Source organism: Enterobacter sp. SGAir0187, from assembly GCF_002952735.2.
In the GTDB taxonomy this organism is placed as follows: Bacteria; Pseudomonadota; Gammaproteobacteria; order Enterobacterales; family Enterobacteriaceae; genus Enterobacter; species Enterobacter quasiroggenkampii.
Window position 1 is genome coordinate 1,125,383 of record NZ_CP025034.2, and the last position, 25,464, is coordinate 1,150,846.

At 57.8% G+C, this 25,464-nt stretch carries 23 protein-coding genes and 1 riboswitch; of the genes, 13 read left to right on the forward strand and 10 right to left on the reverse strand.

The genetic code is table 11. The features are described 5' to 3' along the window. The first annotated feature begins 66 nt into the window (after positions 1 to 66). Genes CWR52_RS05440 through CWR52_RS05455 form a run of 4 tightly spaced genes read left to right on the forward strand, consistent with a single transcriptional unit; the run spans position 67 to position 4,832 of the window. On the forward strand, positions 67 to 741 hold the full coding sequence (locus tag CWR52_RS05440) for a fimbrial biogenesis chaperone (RefSeq protein ID WP_104949060.1): 675 nt from the start codon (positions 67 to 69) through the stop codon (positions 739 to 741). Positions 742 to 767: 26 nt separating this feature from the next. Continuing rightward, positions 768 to 3,311: a fimbria/pilus outer membrane usher protein gene (locus tag CWR52_RS05445; RefSeq protein ID WP_152034556.1), complete on the forward strand. Its 2,544-nt coding sequence runs from the start codon at positions 768 to 770 to the stop codon at positions 3,309 to 3,311. 22 nt (positions 3,312 to 3,333) lie between these two features. After that, entirely contained in the window at positions 3,334 to 4,323 is a 990-nt protein-coding gene (locus tag CWR52_RS05450) for a fimbrial protein (RefSeq protein ID WP_104949061.1), read from the forward strand. A gap of 5 nt (positions 4,324 to 4,328) precedes the next feature. Beyond that, positions 4,329 to 4,832: a fimbrial protein gene (locus CWR52_RS05455; RefSeq protein ID WP_104949062.1), complete on the forward strand. Its 504-nt coding sequence runs from the start codon at positions 4,329 to 4,331 to the stop codon at positions 4,830 to 4,832. Here CWR52_RS05455 and dinG read toward each other — a convergent pair. Together dinG and rhlE are read right to left on the reverse strand one after the other, a co-directional pair. Beyond that, positions 4,819 to 6,996 carry an ATP-dependent DNA helicase DinG gene (gene dinG, locus CWR52_RS05460; protein WP_104949063.1) on the reverse strand — a complete coding sequence of 726 codons (2,178 nt, stop codon included), beginning with the start codon at positions 6,994 to 6,996 and terminating at the stop codon, positions 4,819 to 4,821. The genes CWR52_RS05455 and dinG overlap by 14 nt on opposite strands. Positions 6,997 to 7,093: 97 nt before the next feature. Continuing rightward, positions 7,094 to 8,473 carry an ATP-dependent RNA helicase RhlE gene (rhlE, locus tag CWR52_RS05465; protein ID WP_104949064.1) on the reverse strand — a complete coding sequence of 460 codons (1,380 nt, stop codon included), beginning with the start codon at positions 8,471 to 8,473 and terminating at the stop codon, positions 7,094 to 7,096. A 205-nt stretch (positions 8,474 to 8,678) separates the two neighbouring features. On the opposite strand from rhlE, the gene cecR reads away from it, so the two are divergent. From cecR to CWR52_RS05490, 5 genes are all read left to right on the forward strand, one after another. Continuing rightward, positions 8,679 to 9,356, forward strand: coding sequence for a transcriptional regulator CecR (gene cecR, locus CWR52_RS05470; RefSeq protein WP_104949065.1), 678 nt, complete (start codon positions 8,679 to 8,681; stop codon positions 9,354 to 9,356). After that, entirely contained in the window at positions 9,353 to 10,348 is a 996-nt protein-coding gene (gene hlyD / locus CWR52_RS05475) for a secretion protein HlyD (protein ID WP_104949066.1), read from the forward strand. Before cecR ends, hlyD begins: the two co-directional genes overlap by 4 nt. Then, complete coding sequence (locus CWR52_RS05480) at positions 10,341 to 12,080, forward strand: ATP-binding cassette domain-containing protein (protein ID WP_104949067.1); 1,740 nt, start codon at positions 10,341 to 10,343, stop codon at positions 12,078 to 12,080. The genes hlyD and CWR52_RS05480 overlap by 8 nt, the downstream gene beginning before the upstream one ends. Continuing rightward, positions 12,070 to 13,203, forward strand: a complete 1,134-nt coding sequence (locus CWR52_RS05485) for an ABC transporter permease (RefSeq protein ID WP_104949068.1) — start codon at positions 12,070 to 12,072, stop codon at positions 13,201 to 13,203. The genes CWR52_RS05480 and CWR52_RS05485 overlap by 11 nt, the downstream gene beginning before the upstream one ends. 97 nt (positions 13,204 to 13,300) lie before the next feature. After that, positions 13,301 to 14,407: an ABC transporter permease gene (locus CWR52_RS05490; RefSeq protein ID WP_104949069.1), complete on the forward strand. Its 1,107-nt coding sequence runs from the start codon at positions 13,301 to 13,303 to the stop codon at positions 14,405 to 14,407. Here CWR52_RS05490 and CWR52_RS05495 read toward each other — a convergent pair. Beyond that, a complete protein-coding gene (locus CWR52_RS05495; protein ID WP_045909493.1) occupies positions 14,369 to 14,779 on the reverse strand; it encodes a YbhQ family protein in 411 nt (136 codons plus the stop codon). The two genes, CWR52_RS05490 and CWR52_RS05495, sit on opposite strands and share 39 nt — an antisense overlap. A gap of 133 nt (positions 14,780 to 14,912) precedes the next feature. Between CWR52_RS05495 and CWR52_RS05500 the strand changes: the two genes are divergently transcribed. The 3 genes from CWR52_RS05500 to CWR52_RS05510 are packed head-to-tail and all read left to right on the forward strand — an operon-like array spanning position 14,913 to position 17,871. After that, positions 14,913 to 15,674, forward strand: coding sequence for an endonuclease/exonuclease/phosphatase family protein (locus tag CWR52_RS05500; protein ID WP_104949070.1), 762 nt, complete (start codon positions 14,913 to 14,915; stop codon positions 15,672 to 15,674). Next, positions 15,671 to 16,909, forward strand: coding sequence for a cardiolipin synthase ClsB (clsB, locus tag CWR52_RS05505; protein ID WP_045909491.1), 1,239 nt, complete (start codon positions 15,671 to 15,673; stop codon positions 16,907 to 16,909). The genes CWR52_RS05500 and clsB overlap by 4 nt, the downstream gene beginning before the upstream one ends. Continuing rightward, positions 16,909 to 17,871: a lysylphosphatidylglycerol synthase domain-containing protein gene (locus tag CWR52_RS05510; RefSeq protein WP_023326944.1), complete on the forward strand. Its 963-nt coding sequence runs from the start codon at positions 16,909 to 16,911 to the stop codon at positions 17,869 to 17,871. Before clsB ends, CWR52_RS05510 begins: the two co-directional genes overlap by 1 nt. A gap of 89 nt (positions 17,872 to 17,960) precedes the next feature. Here the strand turns inward: CWR52_RS05510 and CWR52_RS05515 are convergent, their stop codons facing one another. From CWR52_RS05515 to moaA, 6 genes are all read right to left on the reverse strand, one after another. Next, positions 17,961 to 18,668, reverse strand: a complete 708-nt coding sequence (locus CWR52_RS05515; RefSeq protein ID WP_069719576.1) for a Bax inhibitor-1/YccA family protein — start codon at positions 18,666 to 18,668, stop codon at positions 17,961 to 17,963. Positions 18,669 to 18,732: 64 nt separating this feature from the next. Next, on the reverse strand, positions 18,733 to 19,185 hold the full coding sequence (gene moaE, locus CWR52_RS05520; protein ID WP_104949071.1) for a molybdopterin synthase catalytic subunit MoaE: 453 nt from the start codon (positions 19,183 to 19,185) through the stop codon (positions 18,733 to 18,735). A gap of 1 nt (position 19,186) precedes the next feature. Then, positions 19,187 to 19,432, reverse strand: a complete 246-nt coding sequence (gene moaD / locus CWR52_RS05525) for a molybdopterin synthase sulfur carrier subunit (RefSeq protein ID WP_008501143.1) — start codon at positions 19,430 to 19,432, stop codon at positions 19,187 to 19,189. After that, entirely contained in the window at positions 19,425 to 19,910 is a 486-nt protein-coding gene (gene moaC, locus CWR52_RS05530) for a cyclic pyranopterin monophosphate synthase MoaC (protein ID WP_104949072.1), read from the reverse strand. The genes moaD and moaC overlap by 8 nt, the downstream gene beginning before the upstream one ends. Before the next feature lie 3 nt (positions 19,911 to 19,913). Beyond that, on the reverse strand, positions 19,914 to 20,426 hold the full coding sequence (gene moaB, locus CWR52_RS05535; protein ID WP_045403780.1) for a molybdenum cofactor biosynthesis protein B: 513 nt from the start codon (positions 20,424 to 20,426) through the stop codon (positions 19,914 to 19,916). 24 nt (positions 20,427 to 20,450) lie between these two features. After that, positions 20,451 to 21,440, reverse strand: a complete 990-nt coding sequence (gene moaA / locus CWR52_RS05540; RefSeq protein WP_104949073.1) for a GTP 3',8-cyclase MoaA — start codon at positions 21,438 to 21,440, stop codon at positions 20,451 to 20,453. Then, positions 21,428 to 21,561: riboswitch (molybdenum cofactor riboswitch) on the reverse strand. It overlaps the preceding gene by 13 nt. A 225-nt stretch (positions 21,562 to 21,786) precedes the next feature. Between moaA and yvcK the strand changes: the two genes are divergently transcribed. Further along, positions 21,787 to 22,695: a uridine diphosphate-N-acetylglucosamine-binding protein YvcK gene (gene yvcK / locus CWR52_RS05550; protein WP_048992088.1), complete on the forward strand. Its 909-nt coding sequence runs from the start codon at positions 21,787 to 21,789 to the stop codon at positions 22,693 to 22,695. 74 nt (positions 22,696 to 22,769) lie between these two features. On the opposite strand, the gene uvrB is transcribed toward yvcK, so the two are convergent. Then, the gene (gene uvrB, locus CWR52_RS05555) at positions 22,770 to 24,785 is read right to left on the reverse strand and encodes an excinuclease ABC subunit UvrB (RefSeq protein ID WP_104949074.1); all 2,016 of its coding nucleotides are present in this window, start codon (positions 24,783 to 24,785) and stop codon (positions 22,770 to 22,772) included. Positions 24,786 to 25,464 lie beyond the last annotated feature (679 nt).

Consider the following 25,464-nt stretch of genomic DNA (forward strand, 5'->3'; position numbering starts at 1 on the left):
TTATCAATCCTGAGATATTAACGCGTTTATTCGCGTTAATATCTCTTATCTTATTGAGAAATATTTATGCGCCACGGTTATTTACTGAGCACGCTTTTACTGGCGGCCGCCACTGCACACGCAGGTGTCATTATTAATGGCACACGTCTGGTCTACCAGGGAGAGAAAAAGGAATCGTCTCTTGGTCTTTCAAACCCGGATACAACGGATTATCTGGTACAGTCCTGGGTCGACGCTGGCGGTAAAAACCTGGCCAAAGCGCCATTCCTGATCACCCCTCCTCTTTTCCGTCTGGATGCGAAAGAAGATAACGTTCTGCGCATTGTACGTACGGGCGGAAATTTACCGGAAGACAGGGAATCTCTGTACTGGTTAAATATTAAAGCGATCCCATCATCAAAGCACGTCGAAGGTGTGAATACGCTACAAATTGCCATTAATACGCGTATTAAATTGCTTTATCGCCCGTCAGCAGTAAAAGGCAGACCAGAAGAGGTGGCCGATAAGCTTGAATGGCGCCGTGAAGGTAATGAACTGGTGGTGAATAACCCCACGCCTTTCTTTATGAACTTCCAGACCGTCACGCTGAACGGTCATAAAGTAACAAAAGCCACCTGGGCGGTCCCGAAAACGGAAACGCATTTTGCCTTGCCTGGCAATATCGGAGGCTCAACCGTCACCTATTCCATTATTACTGATTACGGCAGCATCAGCCATACCTGGTCGAAAGCCGTTCGTTAATACTATCCCCCGGTAATAAAATGATCATGTACAGCCATAAAAAGCCGTTCACCTGCCGAATTTCATCACTGCTGGTCATTCTCTGTGGCCTGGCACTGGCGATCTTTGCGCAGCAGGTTATGGCTGATGATTATTTTAACCCGGCACTGCTGGATATTGATAATCCGCAGCAGGGTAAGACCGATCTGACGGTTTACGAAAAAGGGCCAGGGCAGGCACCGGGTAAATATCAGGTCGCCATCTTTATCAACAATAATAAAATTGATACCCGCGACGTTACGTTCACATTACAAAAAGATTCACACGGCAACAGTTCGCTCCAGCCCTGCTTTAGCCTGAGCGATTTAAAAAGCCTTGGGATCAAAACCCGAAAATATCCGGCGCTGATGGCAAAAGGCCAGTGCGCTGATTTAACCGCCATCCCGGCAGCCTTCGCGTCGTTTCACGTTCGCAACCAGCAGCTGCTGCTCAGTATCCCTCAACTGGCCCTGGGCCAGGTTCCACGCGGCTATATCGACCCGAAAGAATTCGACGAGGGGATCACCGCGGGCATTCTCAACTACAGCGCGACCGCCAGCCAGAGCCATGCGCGACAGTCGGGCGAGCAGAATAACAGCAGCCAGTACGTTAACCTGCGTCCCGGGTTTAACGTTGGCGCCTGGCGCGTACGCAACTACTCCACGTGGAATCGCAGCACCCAGGGAAAGGAAGAACAGCAGAAATTCTCCTCCGTTTATACCTACGCCCAGCGCGATATCGTGGCGATGAAAAGCGACCTCACCGTTGGACAAAGCTCTTCGCCTTCTGATGTTTTTGACAGCGTACCCTACACCGGCGTGGAGCTTAAATCCGACAGCGACATGCTGCCAGACAGCGAAAAAGGCTATGCGCCCATTATTCGCGGCACCGCACACAGCAATGCGCTGGTGATGGTTCGCCAGAACGGCTACGTCATTTATCAGAACACGGTCGCTCCCGGCGCGTTTGAAATTAACGACCTTTACCCCACCGGCAGCAGCGGCGATCTGCAGGTCACCGTGAAAGAGACCGACGGCAGCGAAAGCCATTTCGTGGTGCCGTATGCCTCCGTGCCGGTACTGCAGCGTGAAAAAAACCTGCGCTACAGCGTGACCGCCGGGCGGTACCGTTCTTACGACAAAGACGTCGAGAAGACGCCGTTTGCTCAGGGCAGCGCGATTTACGGCCTGCCCTATGGTTTCACCGCTTACGGCGGCGTACAGCAGAGCAGCCACTATCAGTCCCAGGCGCTCGGCGCCGGGAAAAACATGGGCGATTTAGGGGCCTTCTCCATCGACGTCACCCGCGCGAAAGCCCTGCTAAAAAAGCAGCAGTCCAGCAAGGGGCAATCGTGGCGCGTGCGCTACAGCAAAGATTTTGCCGGTTCAGGCACCAACTTCTCGCTCGCGGGCTATCGCTACAACAGCAAAGGGTTTTACACCCTGGAAGACACCATGGAGTCTTACACCCGCTCTGACGACTGGTCTGCCCCCCAGCAGCGCCGCGCCCGAACCGAGGCCACCGTCGACCAGACGCTGCCTGAAGGCTGGGGATCCGTCACCCTCAGCATGGTGAAAGAGACTTACTGGAGCCAGAACCAGGACATGACCTCCATGAGCGTCAGCTACAACAACAGCTGGCACGGTGTGAGCTACAGCCTGAGCTACAGCATGAACAAGAACACCAACGACAGCGATGAAAACGGCGATGAGGTGACGAACGACAACCAGTTCTCGCTGAGCGTCTCCGTTCCGCTGGACCACTGGATGCATAACACCTGGGCCACCTACAACCTTAACAATACCAAAGACGGTACCACACAGAATATCGGCCTGAACGGCACGGCGCTGAAGGAAGACAACCTGAACTGGAATATCCAGCAGGGGCTGAGTAGCACCGGTAGCGGTAACTCGACCAGCATGAATGCTGATTACAAAGCGACCTACGGCGAGGTGAGCGCAGGGGTCAGTCAGGATAAGTATCAGCAGACCGTTAACGTCGGTTTGCAGGGCGGCGTGGTGGCCCATGCCAACGGCATCACCCTGAGCCAGCCGCTGGGTGAAACCATCGCGCTGGTGAAAGCGCCGGGCACCCACGGTACGCATATCGCTAACCAGACCGGCGTTGAAACCGACTTCCGCGGCTATACCGTGGTGCCGTTCGTCACGGCCTACCGTCATAACACTATTGCCCTGGACACCGAAACGCTGCCGGACGACGCCGACGTTACCCACGCCGCGCAGGTTGTTACCCCGACCCGCGGCGCGGTGGTGCGCGCCAGCTTTAACACCCGCGTGGGGAACCGGGTACTGATGGTGCTTACGCAAAACGGGAAACCGCTGCCCTTTGGCGCAACGGTGACCACCGACGATAAGGACAGCGAGTTTATCGTGGGCAGCGGCGGCCAGACCTACCTCTCAGGTCTACCGCAGCAAGGGCATCTCACCGTCTCCTGGGGACAGGAAGCGAGCGAGCACTGCGTCGCTGACTATGTGCTAACGGATGAGAAAGAGAAAACCAGCATCATTAACGCTGCCGCGCAGTGTCACTGATCCACCGTTCAGGCTAACGATTATGAACATGATGAAACAATGCTTTTTTGTACTGGTTCTGGGAACCGCCGCGTTATTTATGCCGCACGCAAAGGCGACCTGTTCCACGCCGGATATGCCGAAGATGATTAACGTCTCCTCGATTTCAGTTCCGACCACGCTTGCGGTGGGCGAAACCATTCCCGGCACGGAACAGACTGCGCATGTTGCGGGGCACTGCGATGAATCCATCGACAGCGGGCTGGAAATCGTCGCCTGCTATTACGGTACCGGTGCGGAAATCCCCGGCATGAAAGGTGTCTATGATTCCGGCGTACCAGGCATCGGTATCGCGCTGATGAACGACAAAGGGCAACGCATCAGCGGAGCCGGTGGCGTGCAGTGCGACTCGCGCGCCACGCCCATTGGGTATGTCTCAGATGACGGACAGCTGTCATTCAATTTTGACGTGACGCTGGAGCTGGTAAAAACCAGCAGCGAAGTCACGTCCGGCACGCTGGTGCAATCACAAACTGAATTTGGTATCGGCGTATTCGCTCACGAAGGGATCGGTTCGCCAAACCACATCGCTTACGCCGGAAACATCAATCTGCAGACCGTTACCTGTTCTGTCCTGCCAAAAAACCTCACCATCGACCTGGGCGATTTCCCGGTGAGCGACTTTATTGGCGTGGGCACGCTCTCACAACCTGCTCAGGAATTCAACGTCAGCGTGAACTGTAATACTACCGTACAGCCGGAAGTAAAGATCACCAGCGCGAACGGATACGAAGAGGGGTTTGAAGGCGTGATAAAACTGACCCCCGAGAGCGGAGCAGCAAAAGGGGTGGGCGTCAGGATGTTATTTGACGGCAACATCGCCACCTTCGACAACTACGTTAGCACTCAGCGTCCGGCAGAAGCCAATGAAACGCTGGAGATCCCGTTCCAGGTTCGTTATATGCAAACGCAACCGGAGGTTCTCCCCGGTCCGGCTAACACGGTCGCCACCCTCACTCTCGCCTATAAATAACTGCCATGAAAAAAATACTGACAATCCTGCTGTTGGGTCTGACATCGTACGCTAACGCGGATGACATCCAGATTCAAATGACGGGTAATATTTACGCTAATACGTGCGTCGTAGACAGCGCCAGCCGCAACCTGACGGTAGATTTAGGTCAGGCGGTGTCGGGCAGTTTTAAAGATGTGGGCGATACCGGCGAGTGGAAAGACTTTTCCCTTTCGGTGTCGCATTGTCCGGCCACGCTTGCCCTCGCCACCGCCTATTTCTACGGCCAGGCAGACAGTGCGCACCCGACAAAATTTGCCAATATCGGCAGCGCGAAAGGACTGGCGCTGGAGCTGGCTGACCGACAGGACAAAATACTGATTGCGCCGCAGGCCGCCTTTAACGCCGCCATCAGCCCGAGTGACCATACGGCCACGTTTCCTTTGTCCGCACGCTATTACGCCACCTCCATGCCGGTGAGCGCGGGGACGTTCAGCAGCGTCATTCAGGTGACCTTCACTTACCAGTAGGACCGCGCCCCTTAGCACGGATGCTTTTCCTGCGCCCGGCGGTCAGTGTTGCCGGGCGTTTTTTTACCTCGGGCATTTCTGGCTGTTCAATCGGAAAGATCGGCAGCGCGTTTAACAAACGTTGGCCGTAATTTTTGGTGAGCAGACGTTTGTCATAAATCACCACCTCCCCCCAGCAGCCGTGGCTACGGATCAGACGCCCGACCTGCTGAATGAGGTTAAACGACGCCGCAGGTAAGCTTTGCACCTCAAAGGGATAGCGGTTGAGGCTTTTCAGCCACTCGCCTTCGGTGATGACGACAGGGCTGTCGATGGGCGGGAAGGCAATTTTATGAATATGCACCTGCGTCAGGTAATCGCCCTTCAAATCCAGACCTTCCGCGAAGGACTGTAATCCCACCAGCACGCTGCGCTCGCCGTTATCGATACGTTTGCGGTGCGTTTCCACCAGCCGGTAGCGCGGCTGATCGCCCTGGACCAGCAGTAATAAACGCAGATCGGTGACGTGCTCCAGGAAGCGCTGCATCGCGCGCCCGCTGGCAAACAGCACCAGCATGCCAGGGTATTTCTTGCTCTCAACCTGTTCGCGAAAGTAGGCCGCCATTTCCGCAATGTGCTGCTCCTCGTTGTCGATCAGCGGCTCGAATTTCATGCGCGGGATCACCAGCTTGCCCTGCTCGCAGTGGTTAAACGGCGAGTCCAGCGCCACAAAACGGTCGCCCGCTTTCTCTTTAAGCCCGCTCATCTCCTGCAGCCTTGAGAAACTGTTCAGGGAACGCAGCGTGGCAGAGGTGACCACCACGTGCGGCACGCTGCGCCAGATGAGCTTTTCCAGCTGATCGGCCACACGGATGCCCACGCAGTGGAAGAACAGGTGCACCTGCCCGTCCCGCACTTCGCGGGTGGCCCATTTGGTGACCGGCGCGCCGGACGCCTGCGCCATCGAGGCGAGCCGCCAGAGCTTGCTCTGCGCTTCGAACATGCCCAGCGCGCGGTTCATCTGTAACAGGATGCGGTGCAGACGCACCACGTCATGTGAGCCGGTTTTCTCGCTCAGATCGTTTAAGAACATCTCCGCCAGCCCGCGCAGTTTTTCGAGATGCTTCGCCAGCTGCTGGCAGATCTCCATCACCTCGTCCGGCAGTTCGCCCATCGCAAAGCGGTGTTCCGCCTCCTGAGTTGCAGGAAGATAAAGATTCAGGATGTTGTTAAGCGACGAGATAAGGCTGTAAACCTCTTCGCAGTGGTCGCTCAGACGCTCCGGCACCGCCAGCGGCGGCGTGGTTTTCGGCCGGAACTGCTCCATGCAGGTGGCGACAAGCTTACAGAAGAGATCCAGCTGCAGGCGGAACCAGGGGGCGGTAATTTCCGCGCTCATCTCCAGCGCGTCCCGCGCCACGTCCGGCAGGTGGTGGCCTTCGTCGAGCACCAGCAGCAGGTTTTTCGGCTCCGGCAGCACCGCTTCGCTCTCCAGCGCCGCCATCACCAGGGCGTGGTTAGCCACAACCACTTCGGCCTCCTGAATTTCGCGTCGGGCGACGAAGAACGGGCATTCGCGGTAGTAGTGGCAGTTGCGGTTCAGGCAGCTTGCCTTATCGGTGCTGAGCCTGCGCCACAGGTCGTCGCTGATGGCTTTATCGGTGTGATCGCGCAGGCCGTCCCATTTGTAGCCATCGAGATCGCCTTTCAGCGTTGCGCAGAGCTCCTGCTCGGCTTTGTTGTTTGGCGTGAGATCGTCGTCGAGGAACGCCAGCAGATCCTGTTGCGACGCCTCGCTGCTGGCAAGCCCTGCCAGGTTACGCGGGCAGACGTAGCGCCCGCGCCCAAAGGCGGCCGTAAACCGCAGGTCGGGGATGATTTTACGCAGCAGCGGTAAATCTTTGCTGAAGATCTGATCCTGCAGCGCCACGTTGGCGGTGCTGACCACCAGCGTTTTGTCCTCTTCCCGCGCGATGGCAATGCCGGGAATGAGATACGACAAGGTTTTCCCGACGCCGGTCGGGGCTTCAATCGCCAGATGTCGCCCGTCGTCCCCGGCGAGCGTTTTTGCCACGTCAGCAATCATCTGCCGCTGCGGCGCTCGGGGGATAAAATCGGGGATCTGCTGTTGTAGCGCCTTATACCATGCGCCAATTTGCGCCTTGAGCGCAGCGGTTAAAGCCATCGGAAAACCTGAAATACTGTATAAACAGCCACTATTGTGGCACTTTCTCTTCGCAGCCGCAAAAAGAAAAGCCCGGCTTTACGACCGGGCTTCCAGATTACTGCGGGTTAGCAGGCTTGCGCGGGCGGCGTCGGCGCTGCCCTTCTCCTGCCGGCTTGCCTTCGCCGCTGCGCCACGGATTGTCACCGGCCGGTTTGCTGTCGTTGCTACGACGCGGCGGTTTGCCCGCTGACTTCGGCGCGCCGCCTTCGGCACGGCGCGGCTGCTGACCGCGACCACCGCCGCCCTGACCGCGACCGCCCTGGCGACCGTTCTGAATCGGCTCGGCTTTGATAAACGGATCCACTTCGTAGCCCGGGGTTTCGATGCGCGGGATCTCTTTCTTCAGCAGACGTTCGATATCGCGCAGCAGCTTGTGCTCGTCCACGCAAACCAGAGAGAGCGCTTCACCGGTTGCCGCTGCACGACCGGTACGGCCAATACGGTGCACGTAGTCTTCCGGCACGTTTGGCAGCTCGTAGTTCACCACGTGCGGCAGCTCTTCAATGTCGAGGCCACGGGCAGCAATGTCGGTTGCCACCAGCACGCGGATGTCGCCAGACTTGAAGTCCGCCAGCGCACGGGTACGCGCGCCCTGGCTCTTGTTGCCGTGGATCGCCGCGCTGCGGATACCGTCTTTATTCAGCTGTTCCGCCAGGTGGTTGGCACCGTGCTTGGTGCGGGTAAAGACCAGCACCTGCTGCCAGTTACCCTGGCCGATCATCTGGGAGAGCAGTTCGCGCTTGCGCTTTTTATCAACAAAGTGAACGTGTTGCGTCACCTGCTCAGAGGCGGTGTTACGGCGCGCCACTTCCACTTCCAGCGGGTTATGCAGCAGCTTTTCCGCCAGCGCCTTGATCTCGTCGGAGAAGGTCGCGGAGAAGAGCAGGTTCTGACGACGCGGCGGCAGCTTGGCCAGCACGCGGCGAATATCGTGAATAAAGCCCATGTCGAGCATGCGGTCGGCTTCGTCCAGTACCAGAATTTCGATGTTATCCAGCTTCACCGCGTTCTGGTGTTCCAGATCCAGCAGACGGCCCGGCGTTGCCACCAGCACGTCCACGCCGCCACGCAGCTTCATCATCTGCGGGTTGATGCTAACGCCACCGAACACCACCAGCGAGCGAATGTTGAGATAGCGGCTATAGTCACGCACGTTCTCGCCAATCTGCGCGGCCAGTTCGCGGGTTGGAGTCAGGATCAAGGCACGAACCGGACGACGGCCTTTGGCGTGCGGCTGGTTTTTTACCAGCAGCTCTAACAGCGGCAGCGTAAAGCCCGCGGTTTTTCCGGTGCCGGTCTGGGCGCTGGCCATCAGGTCACGGCCCTGAAGAACGGCAGGAATAGCCTGCTGCTGGATTGGGGTTGGCTCAACGTAGCCCTGCTCTGCGATCGCGCGCAGAATTTCCGGGTTCAGGCCAAGGGAATCAAAAGACATAAAAACTCCGAACCGCCCCGACCATCACAGGTGTAGTTTTCAGGGAGATATAACAATTAGGAGGACAAAAACCACAATGTCGCGAAGGGGCGGAGTGTAGCAGCTTTTGTGACGTGGCGCATAAAATATCCCTCCGCGTTCCCTCGACGTTAGCGTGAATCAGGCATAATCTTAATCAATCGATTGATTAATTTTTAATGCCGCCATGAATACGTCACCCACAACAACCAAAGGTGAACAGGCCAAAAACCAACTTATTGCCGCCGCGCTGGCGCAGTTTGGTGAGTACGGGCTGCATGCGACCACGCGCGATATCGCCGCGCTGGCCGGGCAAAACATTGCGGCGATTACCTACTATTTTGGCTCAAAAGAGGATTTATATCTCGCCTGCGCCGAGTGGATTGCCGATTTTATCGGCACGCAGTTTCACCCGCACGTCGAGGAGGCCACCGCGCTGCTCAGCCAACCGTCGCCCGATCGCGAGGCCATCCGCCAGCTGATCCTCAATGCCTGCCACAACATGATCCGCCTGCTGACGCACGACGATACGCTCAACCTGAGCAAGTTTATCTCCCGCGAGCAGCTCTCCCCCACTACCGCCTATCAGCGGGTACACGATCGGGTCATTGCCCCGATGCATACCCACCTGACCCGGCTGATCGCCGCCTATACCGGGCGCGATGCCAGTGATACCGCGACAATTTTGCATACCCACGCCCTGCTGGGTGAAATCCTTGCCTTCCGTCTGGGCAGGGAAACCATCCTGTTACGCACCGGCTGGACACAATTTGATGAGGATAAAGCCGCGCAGATCGGTGAGGTGATCGCCTGTCATCTCGATCTGATCCTGCAAGGCTTAACGCAAAGGAGCCTGAAGTCATGAAAAAACCTGTCGCCATCATTCTGGTGGTTGTTGTTTTGCTTGCCGCGGGCGTCGGTGGATCGCTGTGGTACCAGAGCCATCAGGATAAAGGCCTGACGCTGTACGGTAACGTGGATATTCGCACGGTGAAGATGAGCTTCCGCGTCGGCGGACGTCTCGCCTCGCTGAGCGTTGACGAAGGCGATGCCATTAAAACCGGGCAGACGCTGGGGATGCTGGACAAAGCGCCCTATGAAAATGCGCTGCTGCAGGCAAAAGCCGGCGTCTCCGTCGCCCAGGCGCAGTATGACCTGATGCTGGCAGGCTATCGCGACGAAGAGATCGCTCAGGCCGCAGCGGCCGTCAAACAGGCGCAGGCGGCCTATGACTACGCGCAGAACTTTTACGCTCGCCAGCAGGGGCTGTGGAAAAGCCGAACCATTTCCGCGAATGACCTGGAAAATGCGCGCTCCTCCCGCGACCAGGCGCAGGCAACGCTGAAATCCGCGCAGGATAAATTAAGCCAGTACCACACCGGCAACCGCCCGCAGGATATCGCCCAGGCGAAAGCCAGCCTTGAACAGGCGCAGGCGCAACTGGCGCAGGCGGAGCTGGATTTGCACGACACCACGCTCATCGCCCCGTCTGACGGCACGCTGATGACCCGCGCCGTGGAGCCGGGCAGCATGCTCAGCGCGGGCAGCACCGTGTTAACCCTCTCCCTGACTCGCCCGGTCTGGGTACGTGCCTACATTGATGAGCCTAATCTCGGCCAGATGCAGCCGGGCCGCGAGCTGCTGCTCTATACCGACGGTCGCCCGGACAAGCCGTATCACGGCAAGGTGGGCTTTGTCTCCCCTACCGCCGAATTCACGCCGAAAACAGTAGAAACGCCGGACCTGCGTACCGACCTGGTGTATCGCCTGCGCATCATCGTGACTGATGCGGATGATGCCCTGCGCCAGGGCATGCCCGTCACCGTAAAAGTGAACAGCGGGGAACGACATGAATGATGCGGTTATCCAGCTCAACAATCTGGTCAAACGCTTCGCAGGGATGGACAAACCGGCGGTCGCGCCGCTGAACTGCACCATCCAGAAAGGCTATGTCACCGGCCTGGTCGGCCCGGACGGTGCGGGAAAGACCACGCTGATGCGCATGCTGGCCGGGCTGCTTAAGCCGGATGAAGGATCGGCCAGCGTGCTTGGCCTTGACCCGATAAAAGATGACGGCGAGCTCCACGCCATGCTCGGCTATATGCCGCAGAAGTTTGGCCTGTATGAAGATCTGACGGTGATGGAAAACCTGAACCTGTACGCCGACCTGCGCAGCGTCACCGGCGAAGCCCGACAGAAGACCTTCGCCCGCCTGCTGGAATTTACCTCCCTCGGCCCGTTCACCGACCGGCTGGCGGGCAAGCTTTCCGGTGGGATGAAGCAGAAGCTGGGTCTGGCCTGCACGCTGGTGGGCGAGCCAAAAGTGCTGCTGCTGGACGAGCCCGGCGTGGGCGTCGACCCGATATCGCGCCGCGAGCTGTGGCAGATGGTACACGAGCTGGCGGGCGACGGGATGCTGATCCTCTGGAGCACCTCCTACCTCGATGAAGCGGAACAGTGCCGGGACGTGCTGCTGATGAACGAAGGCGAACTGCTTTATCAGGGCGAGCCGACGACGCTGACGCAGAGCATGGCCGGGCGCAGCTTCCTGCTTCACAGCCCGCAGGCGTCCAACCGCTCGCTGCTGCAGCGGGTACTCAAGCTGCCGCAGGTCAGCGACGGGATGATTCAGGGACGCTCGGTGCGGGTGATCCTCAAAAAAGAGGCCACCGTCGACGATATTCGCCAGGCGCCCGGCATGCCTGAGATCGACATGGAAGAGACGGCGCCGCGTTTCGAAGATGCGTTTATCGACCTGCTGGGTGGCGCGGGGACGTCCGAGTCGCCGCTTGGCGCAATCCTGCACACGGTGGACGGCACGCCGGGCGAAACGGTGATCGAAGCCAAATCCCTCACCAAAAAGTTCGGGGATTTCGCCGCCACCGATAACGTCAATTTCGCGGTAAAACGCGGCGAGATTTTTGGCCTGCTTGGACCGAACGGCGCGGGAAAATCCACCACCTTTAAAATGATGTGTGGCCTGCTGGTCCCGACATCCGGCAAGGCGCTGGTACTGGACATGGACCTGAAGGTCAGCTCCGGCAAGGCGCGCCAGCATCTGGGCTATATGGCGCAGAAGTTCTCGCTTTATGGCAACCTGACGGTCGAGCAGAATCTGCGCTTTTTCTCCGGCGTGTATGGCCTGCGCGGTCGGGCGCAGAACGAGAAGATCCGCCGTATGAGCGACGCCTTCGGGTTAACGACGATTGCTTCCCACGCCACCGACGAACTGCCGCTCGGCTTTAAGCAGCGGCTGGCGCTGGCCTGCTCGCTGATGCACGAGCCGGATATTTTGTTTCTGGATGAGCCGACCTCCGGCGTTGATCCCCTCACCCGCCGCGAGTTCTGGCTGCATATCAACAGTATGGTGGAAAAAGGGGTGACCGTGATGGTGACCACCCACTTCATGGACGAGGCGGAGTACTGCGACCGCATCGGGCTGGTGTATCGCGGCAAGCTGATTGCCCACGGTACCCCGGACGACCTGAAAAATCAGGCCGCCGACGATGAGGTCCCGGACCCGACCATGGAGCAGGCGTTTATCACCCTCATCCACGACTGGGATAAGGAGAATGCCCATGCGCAGTAACGCCCTTTCCTGGCGCCGGGTGCGCGCGTTGTGCATAAAAGAGACGCGGCAGATCGTGCGTGATCCCAGCAGCTGGCTGATTGCGGTGGTGATCCCCCTGCTGCTGCTGTTTATCTTTGGCTACGGCATTAATCTGGACTCCAGCAAGCTGCGGGTTGGGATTTTGCTGGAGCAGCAGAGCGAGGAGGCGCTGGACTTCACCCACGCCATGACCGGCTCGCCCTACATTGACGCCACCATCAGCGACAATCGTCAGGAACTGATCCAGAAGATGCAGGCCGGGAAAATTCGCGGTCTGATCGTCATTCCGGTGGATTTTGCCGCCAATATGGCGCGGGCCAATGCCGATGCGCCGATCCAGGTGATCACCGACGGCAGCGAGCCGAACACCGCGAACTTCGTGCAGGGCTACGCGGAGGGGATCTGGCAGCTCTGGCAGATGCAGCGGGCGGAAGATCGGGGTGAAGAATTTAAACAGCTCATTGATGTGCAAACGCGCTACTGGTTTAACCCCGCCGCCATCAGCCAGCACTTTATTATTCCGGGCGCGGTGACCATCATCATGACGGTAATCGGCGCGATTCTGACCTCGCTGGTGATCGCTCGCGAGTGGGAGCGCGGCACCATGGAGGCGCTGCTCTCCACCGAAGTGACGCGCGTCGAGCTGCTGCTGTGCAAGCTCATCCCCTACTACTTCCTCGGCATGCTGGCGATGCTGCTCTGCATGCTGGTTTCCGTCTTTATCCTCGGCGTGCCGTATCGCGGCTCGCTGGTGGTGCTGTTCTTTATCACCAGCCTCTTTTTACTCAGCACGCTGGGCATGGGGCTGCTCATCTCCACCATCACCCGCAACCAGTTTAACGCGGCCCAGGTGGCGCTCAACGCCGCCTTTTTGCCGTCGATTATGCTGTCCGGCTTTATCTTCCAGATAGACAGCATGCCTGCCGTGATCCGCGCCGTGACCTACGTGATTCCGGCGCGCTACTTTGTGAGCACGCTGCAGAGCCTGTTCCTGGCAGGGAATATTCCGGTGGTGCTGATCGTCAACACGCTGTTTTTACTGGCGTCAGCGGCAATGTTTATCGGGTTGACGTGGATGAAAACCAAACGGCGTTTAGATTAACACCGTGCAAATATTTCGCCCGGTGGCGCTACGCTTACCGGGCCTACGATTTGTAGGTCGGGTAAGCGCAAGCGCCACCCGACTGGAGGACGATGCGATGTTTCACCGATTATGGACGTTGATACGCAAAGAGCTGCAATCCCTGCTGCGCGAGCCGCAAACCCGCGCCATTCTGGTGTTGCCGGTGCTGATCCAGGTTTTACTGTTCCCGTTTGCCGCCACGCTGGAGGTGACCAACGCCACCATCGCCATTTACAACGAAGACAACGGCAAACACGCCGTTGAGCTGACGCAGCGTTTTGCCCGCGCGAAAGCCTTTACCCACATCCTGCTGCTGAAAAGCCCGCAGGCGATCCAACCCACTATCGACACGCAAAAAGCGCTGCTGCTGGTGCGGTTCCCGGCGGATTTTTCCCGCAATCTGGATACCTTCCAGACCGCGCCGCTGCAGCTGATCCTCGACGGACGCAACTCCAACAGCGCCCAGATCGCGGCCAACTATCTGCAGCAGGTCGTGAAGGATTACCAGCAGGAGCTGATGGACGGCAAACCGAAGCCCAACAACAGCGAACTGGTGGTGCGCAACTGGTATAACCCGAATCTGGACTACAAGTGGTTTGTGGTGCCGTCGCTGATCGCCATGATCACCACCATCGGGGTGATGATCGTCACCTCCCTCTCCGTCGCCCGCGAGCGCGAACAGGGCACGCTGGATCAACTGCTGGTCTCCCCGCTCGCCACCTGGCAAATTTTCGTCGGCAAAGCGGTGCCGGCGCTGATTGTCGCGACCTTCCAGGCCACCATCGTGCTGGGGGTGGGAATTTGGGCCTACCAGATCCCGTTCGCCGGATCGCTGGCGCTGTTTTACTTCACGATGGTGATTTACGGGCTGTCGCTGGTGGGGTTTGGGCTGCTGATTTCCGCACTCTGCTCGACGCAGCAGCAGGCGTTTATTGGGGTATTCGTCTTTATGATGCCCGCCATCCTGCTCTCGGGGTACGTCTCACCCGTCGAGAATATGCCGGTGTGGCTCCAGGATCTGACGTGGATAAACCCGATTCGCCACTTTACGGATATCACCAAGCAGATCTATCTGAAGGATGCGAGTCTGGATATTGTCTGGGGAAGTTTGTGGCCGCTACTGGTCATCGCGGCCACGACGGGCTCAGTGGCCTATGCGATGTTTAGACGCAACATCGCGTAGCTTTTTCTCTTTGGTAAGCAACGAGACCACCGCAGGCCCTGCGAGGATAGCCAGACCCGCCAGGGCCAGCAGCAGGTTGTTTTGCAGGACGCGTGACAGCAGCCACAGGACAATCATCGCTGCACCAAAGTACCAGGTGGTGGTGAGCTCTTCGAGCACATCACCCACCTCACGCCAGCGCGCTTCATGGTGGCGCTGTAAGAACAGCATCGACAGCACGGTGACGCCGTAAAGGACGCATAGCCCCAGGCCAACACGCACCAGCGTGCCGCTCATCCAGCCCATCACCAGTACGGCCACGACCAGTAAATGCAACATTATCTGCCAGCAACTCAGGCCAGTTGCGACACGAACACGTTGTTGCCACTTCATGGCTTCTCTCCTGAAGGATTTTTCTCTGCTTAATCAGACTACCGCACTTTACGGAAAATTCCGTAACGCCGCATCTTTTTGTGACGCCGACTACACTTTATTTTCATTGGGATAGTCACTCAGGAAGGAGCTTATGACGAAAAAAATGCAGCATTTCTCGCTTAAAGTGCTGACGATAAACATTCATAAAGGCTTCACAGCATTTAACCGCCGCTTCATTTTACCGGAGCTGCGCGACGCGGTGCGCACCGTCAGCGCGGATATTGTCTGCCTGCAGGAGGTGATGGGCGCACACGAAGTGCATCCGCTTCACTTTGAGAACTGGCCCGACACGCCGCACTATGAATTTCTGGCCGACACCATGTGGAGTGATTATGCCTACGGCCGCAACGCGGTCTATCCGGAAGGGCATCACGGCAACGCTGTGCTGTCCCGCTACCCCATTGAACATTACGAAAACCGCGACGTTTCCGTCGGGGAGAGCGAAAAACGCGGCCTGCTTTACTGCCGCATTACCCCGCCCGACCTTGAGCTGCCCATCCACGTCGGCTGCGTTCACCTGGGCCTGCGCGAGGCCCATCGTCAGGCGCAGCTGAAAATGCTGGCCGAATGGGCCAATGCGCTTCCCGAGGGAGAACCGGTAGTGGTCGCAGGCGATTTCAACGACTGGCGACAGCGGGCAAACCATCCATTGAAGGTGGAAGCCGGGCTGGAGGAAATTTTCACCCGGGCGAACGGCAGACCTGCGCGCACGTTCCCGGTCCGTTTCCCACTGCTGCGGCTTGACCGCATCTACGTAAAAAATGCCCATGCCAGCAGCCCGACCGCCCTGGCGCTCCTTAACTGGCGGCATCTTTCCGACCATGCCCCGCTCAGCGCGGAGATCCACCTATGAAATGTTCCTGGCAGGAAGGCAACCGGATCACGCTGCTGGTCAACGGGGACGAGTATTACCCGGCCGTGTTTAAGGCGATTGATCACGCTCAGCAGAAGGTGATCCTCGAAACTTTCATCTGGTTCGAAGACAACGTCGGCAAGCAGCTGCACAGCGTGCTGCTGCGCGCCGCCCAGCGCGGCGTCAAAATTGAAGTACTGCTGGATGGCTACGGCTCGCCGGACCTCAGCGATGCGTTCGTCAATGAACTGACCGCCGCAGGCGTGGTGTTCCGCTACTACGATCCCGGCCCTCGCCTGTTCGGCATGCGGACCAACCTTTTCCGCCGGATGCACCGCAAAATTGTGGTGGTGGATGAGACGGTGGCGTTTGTCGGCGGCATTAACTACTCCGCTGAGCATATGTCCGACTACGGCCCGGAAGCGAAGCAGGATTACGCCATTCGCATTGAAGGCCCGGTGGTGCAGGACATCTTGCTGTTTGAGCTGGAGAACCTGCCGGGGAAAGAGGCCGTTCGCCGCTGGTGGCGACGCCGCCATCGCCCGGAAGAGAACCGGAAGCCCGGCGAAGCGCAGGCGCTTTTCGTCTGGCGCGACAACGGCGAGCACCGGGACGATATTGAACGTCACTATCTCAAGATGCTGGCCAACGCGAAGCGCGAAGTGATCATCGCCAACGCCTACTTCTTCCCGGGCTATCGCCTGCTGCATGCCATGCGCAATGCCGCCCGACGCGGCGTGCGCGTGAAGCTGATTGTACAGGGCGAGCCGGACATGCCGATCGTCAAAGTCGGGGCGCGGCTGCTGTACAACTACCTGGTGAAGGGCGGCGTCCAGATCTACGAATATCGTCGTCGGCCGCTGCACGGCAAAGTCGCGCTGATGGACGATCACTGGGCCACCGTGGGCTCCAGCAACCTCGATCCGCTGAGCCTGTCGCTGAATCTTGAAGCCAACCTGATCATTCACGATCGCCAGTTTAATCAGACCCTGCGGGATAACCTGCAGGCGCTGATCGTTAACGACTGCGTGCGCGTGGATGAGTCCATGGTCCCCAAACGCACCTGGTGGAACCTGGGCATCAGCGTGGTGGTGTTCCACTTTCTGCGGCATTTCCCGGCGATGGTCGGCTGGCTGCCAGCGCATACGCCGAAGCTGGCGCAGGTGGACCCGCCGGTACAACCCGAAATGGAAACCCAGGACCGCATAGAAGCGGAAGACGGAGGCAAACCCTGATGTCAAAATCGCATCCACGCTGGCGTCTGGCAAAAAAGATCCTCACCTGGGTATTCTTTATTGCCGTCGCGGTGCTGCTGGTGGTCTACGCGCAGAAAGTGGACTGGGAAGAGGTGTGGAAGGTTATCCGCAACTATAACCGGATGGTGCTGCTGGGCGCGACGGGGCTGGTTATCGTAAGCTACCTGATGTACGGCTGCTATGACCTGCTGGGTCGGGCCTACTGCGGCCACAAGCTGGCCAAACGTCAGGTAATGCTGGTGTCGTTTATCTGCTACGCCTTTAACCTGACGCTGAGCACCTGGGTCGGGGGGATTGGCATGCGCTATCGCCTCTACTCGCGGCTCGGGCTGCCGGGTGGGACCATCACCCGCATTTTTTCCCTGAGCATTACCACCAACTGGCTGGGCTATATTCTGCTCGGCGGGGTGATCTTCACCATCGGCGTGGTGCAGTTGCCCGCGCACTGGTATATCGATGAGGCCACGCTGCGGATTCTGGGCATCGTACTGCTGCTGATTATCGCCGTTTATCTGTGGGCCTGCGCATTTGCCAGACGCCGTCATATGACCATTAAAGGGCAAAAGCTGGTCCTGCCCTCGTGGAAGTTTGCGGTGTTGCAGATGGCGGTTTCCAGCGCTAACTGGATGGCGATGGGAGCCATCATCTGGCTGCTGATTGGCGAGGACGTAAATTACTTCTTCGTGCTGGGCGTGCTGCTGGTGAGCAGTATTGCGGGCGTGATTGTGCATATTCCGGCGGGGATCGGCGTGCTGGAAGCGGTATTTATTGCCCTGCTGGCCGGGGAGCATGTCTCTCAGGGAACGATTATCGCCGCCCTGCTGGCGTACCGCATGCTGTATTACTTCCTGCCGCTGGCGCTGGCAACGGTCTGTTATCTGGTGCTGGAGAGTCGGGCGAAAAAGCTGCGGGCGAAGAATGAGAGGATGCTAGCGAAGTGAACAAGTCGGGTGGCGGCTTCGCCTTACCCGACCTACGGTTCGCGCTTCGCAGGACGGGCAAGGCGAAACCGCCACCCTGCAAAGCAATCTTAACGACGGTTGCCAAGAATTCGCAGCAGCATCAGGAACAGGTTGATGAAGTCCAGATAGAGCGTCAGCGCGCCCAGAATCGAATATTTGCGCAGGTTTGAACTGTCGCGCACGTCAATCTGCTCGCCGATGTTTTTCAGCTTCTGGGTGTCATAGGCCGTTAACCCCACGAAGAGCACCACCCCGATATAGGTCACAGCCCACATCAGCGCTTCGCTCTTCAGCCACAGGTTCACCAGCGACGCCAGCACAATCCCAATCAGCCCCATAAACAGCATGCTGCCGAAACCGCTCAGATCGCGCTTCGTGGTGTAACCGTACAGGCTCATCGCACCGAACATCCCGCCGGTGACCACAAAGGTGCTGGCAATGGATGAGTAGGTGTAAACGATAAAGATGCTGGAAAGCGTCAGCCCCGTTAGCGCCGAATAGAGCATAAACAGGGTCGTTGCCATGCCGGCACTCAGCTTGTGCACCAGACCCGAAAGCACAAACACCAGCGCCAGCTGCGCGATAATCAGCCCAAAGAAGGTGATCTTGCTGGAGAAGATAAACATCATCAGCTCCGGCGTGTTCGCCGCATACCACGCGATAAACGCGGTAAGCAGCAGGCCAACCGTCATCCAGCCGTACACCTGAGCCATATACGTCTGCAGGCCGCTACGGGTCTGCTGTACTATTGAATCGGAACGCGGAAATCGGTCCATGATTCACTCCTGATTAAGTTTAAGTAGACACACACGTTAAGATTAACACATCCACGTAAACCGACTACCAACGGCTGGCGGCTTGTTTATCGCTGTCGCGCGATTCCACCCAGCGGTCACCTTCCGGCGTGGCTTCGCGCTTCCAGAACGGCGCCCTGGTTTTGAGGTAATCCATAATGAACTCCCCTGCGGCAAACGCGCTGCCGCGGTGCGCGCTGGTCACCCCGACGAAGACAATCTCCTCGCCAGGCCACATCTCACCGATGCGGTGAATTACCGTGACGCGCCCGAGCGGCCAGCGGCCTCGCGCCTCGTCCACAATCTCCGCCAGCGATTTTTCCGTCATGCCGGGATAGTGCTCCAGCGTCAGGGCCTTCACGCTGTCACCGAGGTTATGGTTGCGCACTTTGCCAGTGAAAGTGACGACCGCGCCGTCTTCATCGCGTTCCGCCAGCCAACTGTATTCGGTCCCCACGTTAAAACGCTCGGGGCTCACCAGAATTCGGGTTTCAGCCATCTTAACCCCCTGTGACCGGCGGGAAGAAGGCCACTTCATCCCCGGCCTTCAGCGGATGGGTAAGCTCCACCAGCGTCTGGTTAACGGCGGCCAGCAGCTTGCCTTCGTCCAGCGCCAGCGCCCAGCGGTCGCTTTGTGCCGCCAGATGCGCGCGCAGGGCCGCAACGTTTTCAAAAGAGGCATCCAGCGTCAGGCTGTCGGTATTCACCAGCTCGCGCACCTGCGCAAAAAAGAGCACCTTAATCATGGCTGTCCACCTTAAAATCACCGGATTTTCCGCCGCTTTTTGCCAGCAGGCGAACCGGGCCAATCACCATATCTTTCTGCACCGCTTTGCACATGTCGTAGATGGTCAGCGCGGCAACGGAGGCCGCCGTCAGCGCCTCCATCTCCACGCCGGTTTTGCCGGTTAAGCGGCAGAGTGACTCAATGCGCACGCGGTTCTGCTCCGGCTGCGCCTGCAGGTTCACTTCCACCTTGCTCAGCATCAGCGGATGGCACAGCGGGATGAGATCCCAGGTGCGCTTGGCGGCCTGAATACCCGCGATGCGCGCGGTGGCAAAGACATCACCCTTGTGATGGCTGCCGTCGATAATCATCGCCAGCGTTTCCGGCAGCATGGTGACGAACGCTTCGGCGCGCGCCTCGCGCACCGTTTCCGCTTTGGCGGAGACGTCAACCATATGCGCTTCACCGGCGGCGTTAATGTGGGTCAGTTGTGACATAGCTTATTTCTTTAAATGGGGATGGAAATTACACGGACGGGTACGGGCATCCAGCTGCGGGGCGATGATGTTTTCCCACGCGGTGCGGCAGGCTTTCGTCGAGCCCGGCATGGCGAAAATCAGGGTTTTGTTCGCCACCCCGGCAACGGCGCGCGACTGCAGCGTGGAGGTGCCAATCTCTTCAAAGGAGAGCATGCGGAACACCTCGCCGAAGCCTTCCACCTCGCGGTCGAACAGCGGGAGCAGCGCTTCAGGCGCCTGATCGCCCGCGGTAAAGCCGGTGCCGCCGGTGATCAGCACCACCTGCACCTCATCACTGGCGATCCACTGCGAGACCTGCGCGCGAATGGCGTAGCGGTTCTCCTTCACGATCGCTTTATCAACAATGTTATGCCCCGCGTCATGGGCCGCCTCGCGCAGCCAGTGGCCGGAGGTATCATCCTCTTCACCACGACGGTCGGAAACCGTAAGGATTGCAATGCGTGTCGGGATAAATTCTGCGCTAACCTGACTCATCTTCTGATTCCTTCTTAAGACTGGTTACCCGCCGATGTAAGACAGGTTCTGAGTAATGCCGGTATTGCCCTGATGCAGGAAGTGGGTCTGTTTTTTATGCGTCAGTGCTTCAGAAATGCGCGCTTCAAGCGCGTCCTGCTGCGCATCGTCTTCCAGCAGATCGCGAAGGTCCACGCCGCCGTCGCCGAACAGGCAGAGATGGAGTTTACCCACGGAAGAGACGCGCAGGCGATTGCAGCTGGCGCAGAAGTCTTTCTCGTAAGGCATGATGAGCCCGATCTCACCTTCATAATCAGGATGACAGAAGACCTGTGCCGGACCGTCACTGCGCTGGCGGATCTGGTGGATCCAGCCGCGTTTCAGCAGCTCGTCGCGCAGCACCATGCCGGAGATGTGATGGCGACGGAACAGCTCACTGCCCTCGCCGGTTTCCATCAGCTCGATAAAACGCAGCTGAATGGGGCGGGATTTGATCCACGCCAGGAAGGTATCAAGCTGGTGATGGTTTACATCACGCATCAGCACCGTGTTGACTTTGACTTTTTCGAAGCCGGCCGCAAATGCCGCATCGATACCGTCCATGACCTGCTGGAATTTATCCTGGCCGGTAATGGCGTGGAACTGGCGGGCATCCAGACTGTCCACGCTGACGTTAATGGCGGTTAAGCCCGCATCGCGCCAGGTGGCTACGTCGCGCGCCATACGGTAACCGTTGGTGGTCACCGCAATCTGGCGGATACGTTCGTTTTCACGTACGGCGGCAATGATGTCGGGGAAATCGCGGCGCAGCGAGGGTTCACCGCCGGTAAGGCGCACTTTTTCGGTGCCGAGCTCAGAGAAGGCGCGCGTGACGCGGCGCACTTCATCCACGGAGAGAAAGCCGTTATTGGTGACGCTGCCCGGTTTGTAACCATCGGGCAGGCAGTAGGTGCAACGGAAGTTGCACACATCGGTAATCGACAGACGTAAGTAATAAAACTTACGCGCGAAAGCATCAGTAAGTTGTGAAGCCATGTACACCTTTCCAGATCGGGAGGCACAGTCATTTCTTTCTGTACCCTGGTGGCACATTCGCCACGGCCAGAGCGCCATATCTTTCGACACAGGCACAAGGGCTAGAGTGTATGTTTTCAATGTTGAAAACGTGGTTAGGGCGATAGTAGCGCGGAAAGTCGGACTGCGCCATTGTCGCTTTTCGCTATATAATTATGTATATAGCGAATCATTCGTCCATTTTCGCTACAGAATACCTAAAAACTGCACTTTCACATTGATATACGTCATTTTGCTTCGGGTGAGGCATCGTCTTTTAGGGGTAGTTAGGTTACTGTTACGCGATCGAACGTGATAAGGAATACGTATGCGCAATCGCACTTTTGCGGATCTTGACCGAGTGGTCGCTCTTGGCGGAGGCCACGGCCTGGGCCGCGTCATGTCCTCGTTGTCGTCACTCGGCTCAAGGCTGACAGGGATAGTGACCACCACCGACAACGGCGGCTCAACCGGGCGGATCAGACGTGCCGAAGGCGGCATTGCCTGGGGCGATATGCGCAACTGCCTGAACCAGTTAATTACCGAGCCGAGCGTCGCGTCGGCGATGTTTGAGTACCGTTTTGGCGGTAATGGCGAACTTTCCGGACATAACCTCGGAAATCTGATGTTAAAGGCGCTGGATCACCTGAGCGTAAGGCCTCTCGAAGCCATCAATCTGATCCGTAATCTGCTCAAAGTGGACGCATTTCTGATCCCCATGTCTGAACAACCGGTTGACTTGATGGCCATCGACGCCGAAGGGCATGAAGTTTACGGTGAGGTGAACATTGACCAGCTCCTCCTGCCGCCAACGGAGTTAATGACCTATCCGAGCGTGCCCGCCACGCGTGAAGCGGTAGAGGCAATCGGGGAAGCGGATCTTATCCTGATCGGTCCAGGCAGTTTTTACACCAGCCTGATGCCCATTCTGCTGGTGAAAGAGCTGGCGCAGGCGCTGCGCCGCACCCCGGCGCCGATGGTTTACATCGGTAATCTGGGACGTGAACTGAGCCCGGCGGCGGCGAGCCTGTCGCTGGCGGACAAGCTTGAATTAATGGAGCATTACGTCGGCAAGAAAATCATTGACGGCGTAGTCGTAGGCCCAAAAGTGGATGTGTCAGGGATTGGCGATCGTCTGGTAGTGCAGGAGCCGCTGGAGGCCTCAGACATCAAGTATCGCCACGACCGCCATCTGCTGCGCGAGGCACTGGAGAAGGCGATTCAGGCGCTGGGTTAGGTTCGTTTTGTGCGGCCTGATGCCCTCACCCCGGCCCTCTCCCCGGGGAGAGGGAGAAAACACGCTGCTTTAAGCTATGATGCCGCGATAAACAGATCCCGCAGCTGATGAAGCTGGTCGCGGATCTGCGCTGCCTCTTCGAACTCCAGGTTCTGCGCGTGCTGCATCATCTGCCCTTCCAGCTCGTGGATTTTCTGCTGCAGCGCTTTTGGCGTCAGCACGACGGTATCTTCTTCCACCAGTGAACGCGCCTTGCCGCGGCCTTTCGCTTTGGTTTTGGCGATGTTCTGACCCAGCGCCAGAATATCCACCACCTTCTTGTTCAGCCCCTGCGGGGTAATGCCGTGTTCTTCATTGTAGCGCTGCTGTTTCTCACGGCGGCGCTCCGTCTCACCAATCGCTTTCGCCATCGACGGGGTAATTTTGTCACCGTACAAAATCGCTTTCCCGTTGACGTTACGCGCGGCGCGGCCAATGGTCTGGATCAGGGAGCGTTCAGAGCGCAGGAAGCCCTCTTTGTCCGCGTCCAGAATCGCCACCAGCGAGACCTCCGGCATATCGAGACCTTCTCGCAGCAGGTTAATCCCTACCAGCACGTCAAACTCACCCAGACGCAGGTCGCGGATAATCTCCATGCGCTCCACGGTATCGATATCCGAGTGCAGATAACGCACCTTCTCGCCGTGCTCTTCGAGATACTCGGTCAGGTCTTCCGCCATACGCTTGGTGAGCGTGGTCACCAGCACGCGCTCGTTGATGGCGGAACGGGCGCGGATCTCAGAGAGCAGGTCGTCCACCTGCGTGGCCACCGGACGCACCTCGATAACCGGATCCAGCAGCCCGGTCGGACGTACCACCTGGTCAACCACCTCATCGCCCGATTTTTCCAGCTCATAGTTGCCCGGCGTGGCCGAGACGTAGATGGTTTGCGGCGCCAGCGCCTCAAACTCTTCAAATTTCATCGGACGGTTATCCAGCGCTGACGGCAGGCGGAAACCGTACTCCACCAGCGTCTCCTTACGCGCCCGGTCGCCACGATACATCCCGCCGATCTGCGGGATCGTGACGTGGGATTCGTCGATCACCAGCAAACCGTCGGCCGGAAGGTAATCAAACAGCGTCGGCGGCGGCTCCCCCGGGCCGCGCCCGGAGAGGAAGCGGGAGTAGTTTTCAATGCCGGAGCAGTAGCCCAGCTCGTTCATCATCTCCAGGTCGAACTGGGTACGCTGACTCAGGCGCTGCTCTTCCAGCAGCTTATTGTTCGCCAGCAGCACCTTACGGCGCTCGGCCAGCTCCACTTTGATCTCTTCCATCGCCTGCACGATACGCTCGCGCGGCGTCACGTAGTGCGTTTTCGGGTAGATGGTGAAGCGCTGGATCACCGACTCAACGTGTCCGGTCAGCGGGTCGAAGAGCGACAGGCGTTCAACCTCTTCGTCAAACAGCTCGACGCGCAGCGCCATATCGTCCGATTCTGCCGGGAAGATGTCGATCACTTCACCGCGCACGCGGAAGGTGCCGCGCTGGAAGGCCTGGTCGTTGCGGGTGTACTGCAGCTCCGCCAGGCGCCGCAAAATCGCGCGCTGGTCGATGATCATCCCCTGCGTCAGGTGCAGCATCATCTTGAGATAGAGATCCGGATCGCCCAGACCGTAGATCGCGGAAACCGAGGCAACGACGATCACATCGCGACGCTCCAGAAGCGCCTTCGTGGCCGACAGTCGCATCTGCTCGATGTGTTCGTTCACTGAGGCATCTTTTTCAATGAAGGTGTCAGAGCTCGGCACATAGGCTTCAGGCTGGTAGTAATCGTAGTAGGAGACAAAATACTCCACCGCGTTTTCCGGGAAGAACTCTTTCATCTCGCCGTAAAGCTGCGCCGCCAGGGTTTTATTGGGCGCCAGCACCATCGTTGGGCGCTGGAGATCCGCAATCACGTTGGCAATGGTAAATGTTTTACCCGAGCCGGTGACCCCCAGCAGCGTCTGGTGCGCCAGCCCATCCTCCAGCCCCTCTTCCAGACGACGTATCGCCTCAGGCTGATCGCCAGATGGACGGAAAGCAGAATTCAATTTGAACGGTTTACTCATGGGCGACAACCTGATGACGTTATAAGCGGCAGGTGAGTAATTTTACTCCTTGTTGCCAGGAATGCCAGTAAAAAACACTGGATGAAAAACCAGTAGCATGTCAGGATATTTAGAGTAGCGCCTGAATGATTAGCGCGATAGCGACCAAAATTTGGACTGTGACAACATAAAACACCAGTCAGGTCAGGTTATCCCCAGAACTTTTTCTTTTTTAACATTTGTCAAGCCAGGTAATGATAGTTTTGTGGCAACCGGTGACACTTTCATGACGGGAATTGCTTTTATCTAAGCAATTAAAAACTAAACGATATTTTCTAAAGCCGCGTTTCGCGTCAATTTGGGCGTAAGCCGCGTCTTCTCTCGCTTATCGCGTGTTTTCTAACTCTAATGCACATGGTTATCCACAGGAATAGTGGATAAGTGCTTCCAGCCCATACAGACTGGCGCTCCGCAAATTCCCGGATTTTCCCACGAGACGGCGGCAAAAAATTTTTATAGCTATTTTTTGCTGATTAACAGTTGCGTCATTCATAACCAACCGATGCGATCTTGCTCACATTTTCACCCTTTCGGGCTCTGCACCACAACTCACCACCGCCAGCACCGTCGATGTGCAAGCCCGGTTTTTATCCGCCGCGCTTCTGTGACTTATTCCTAAAAAAGTCGCTTTTTTAACCAC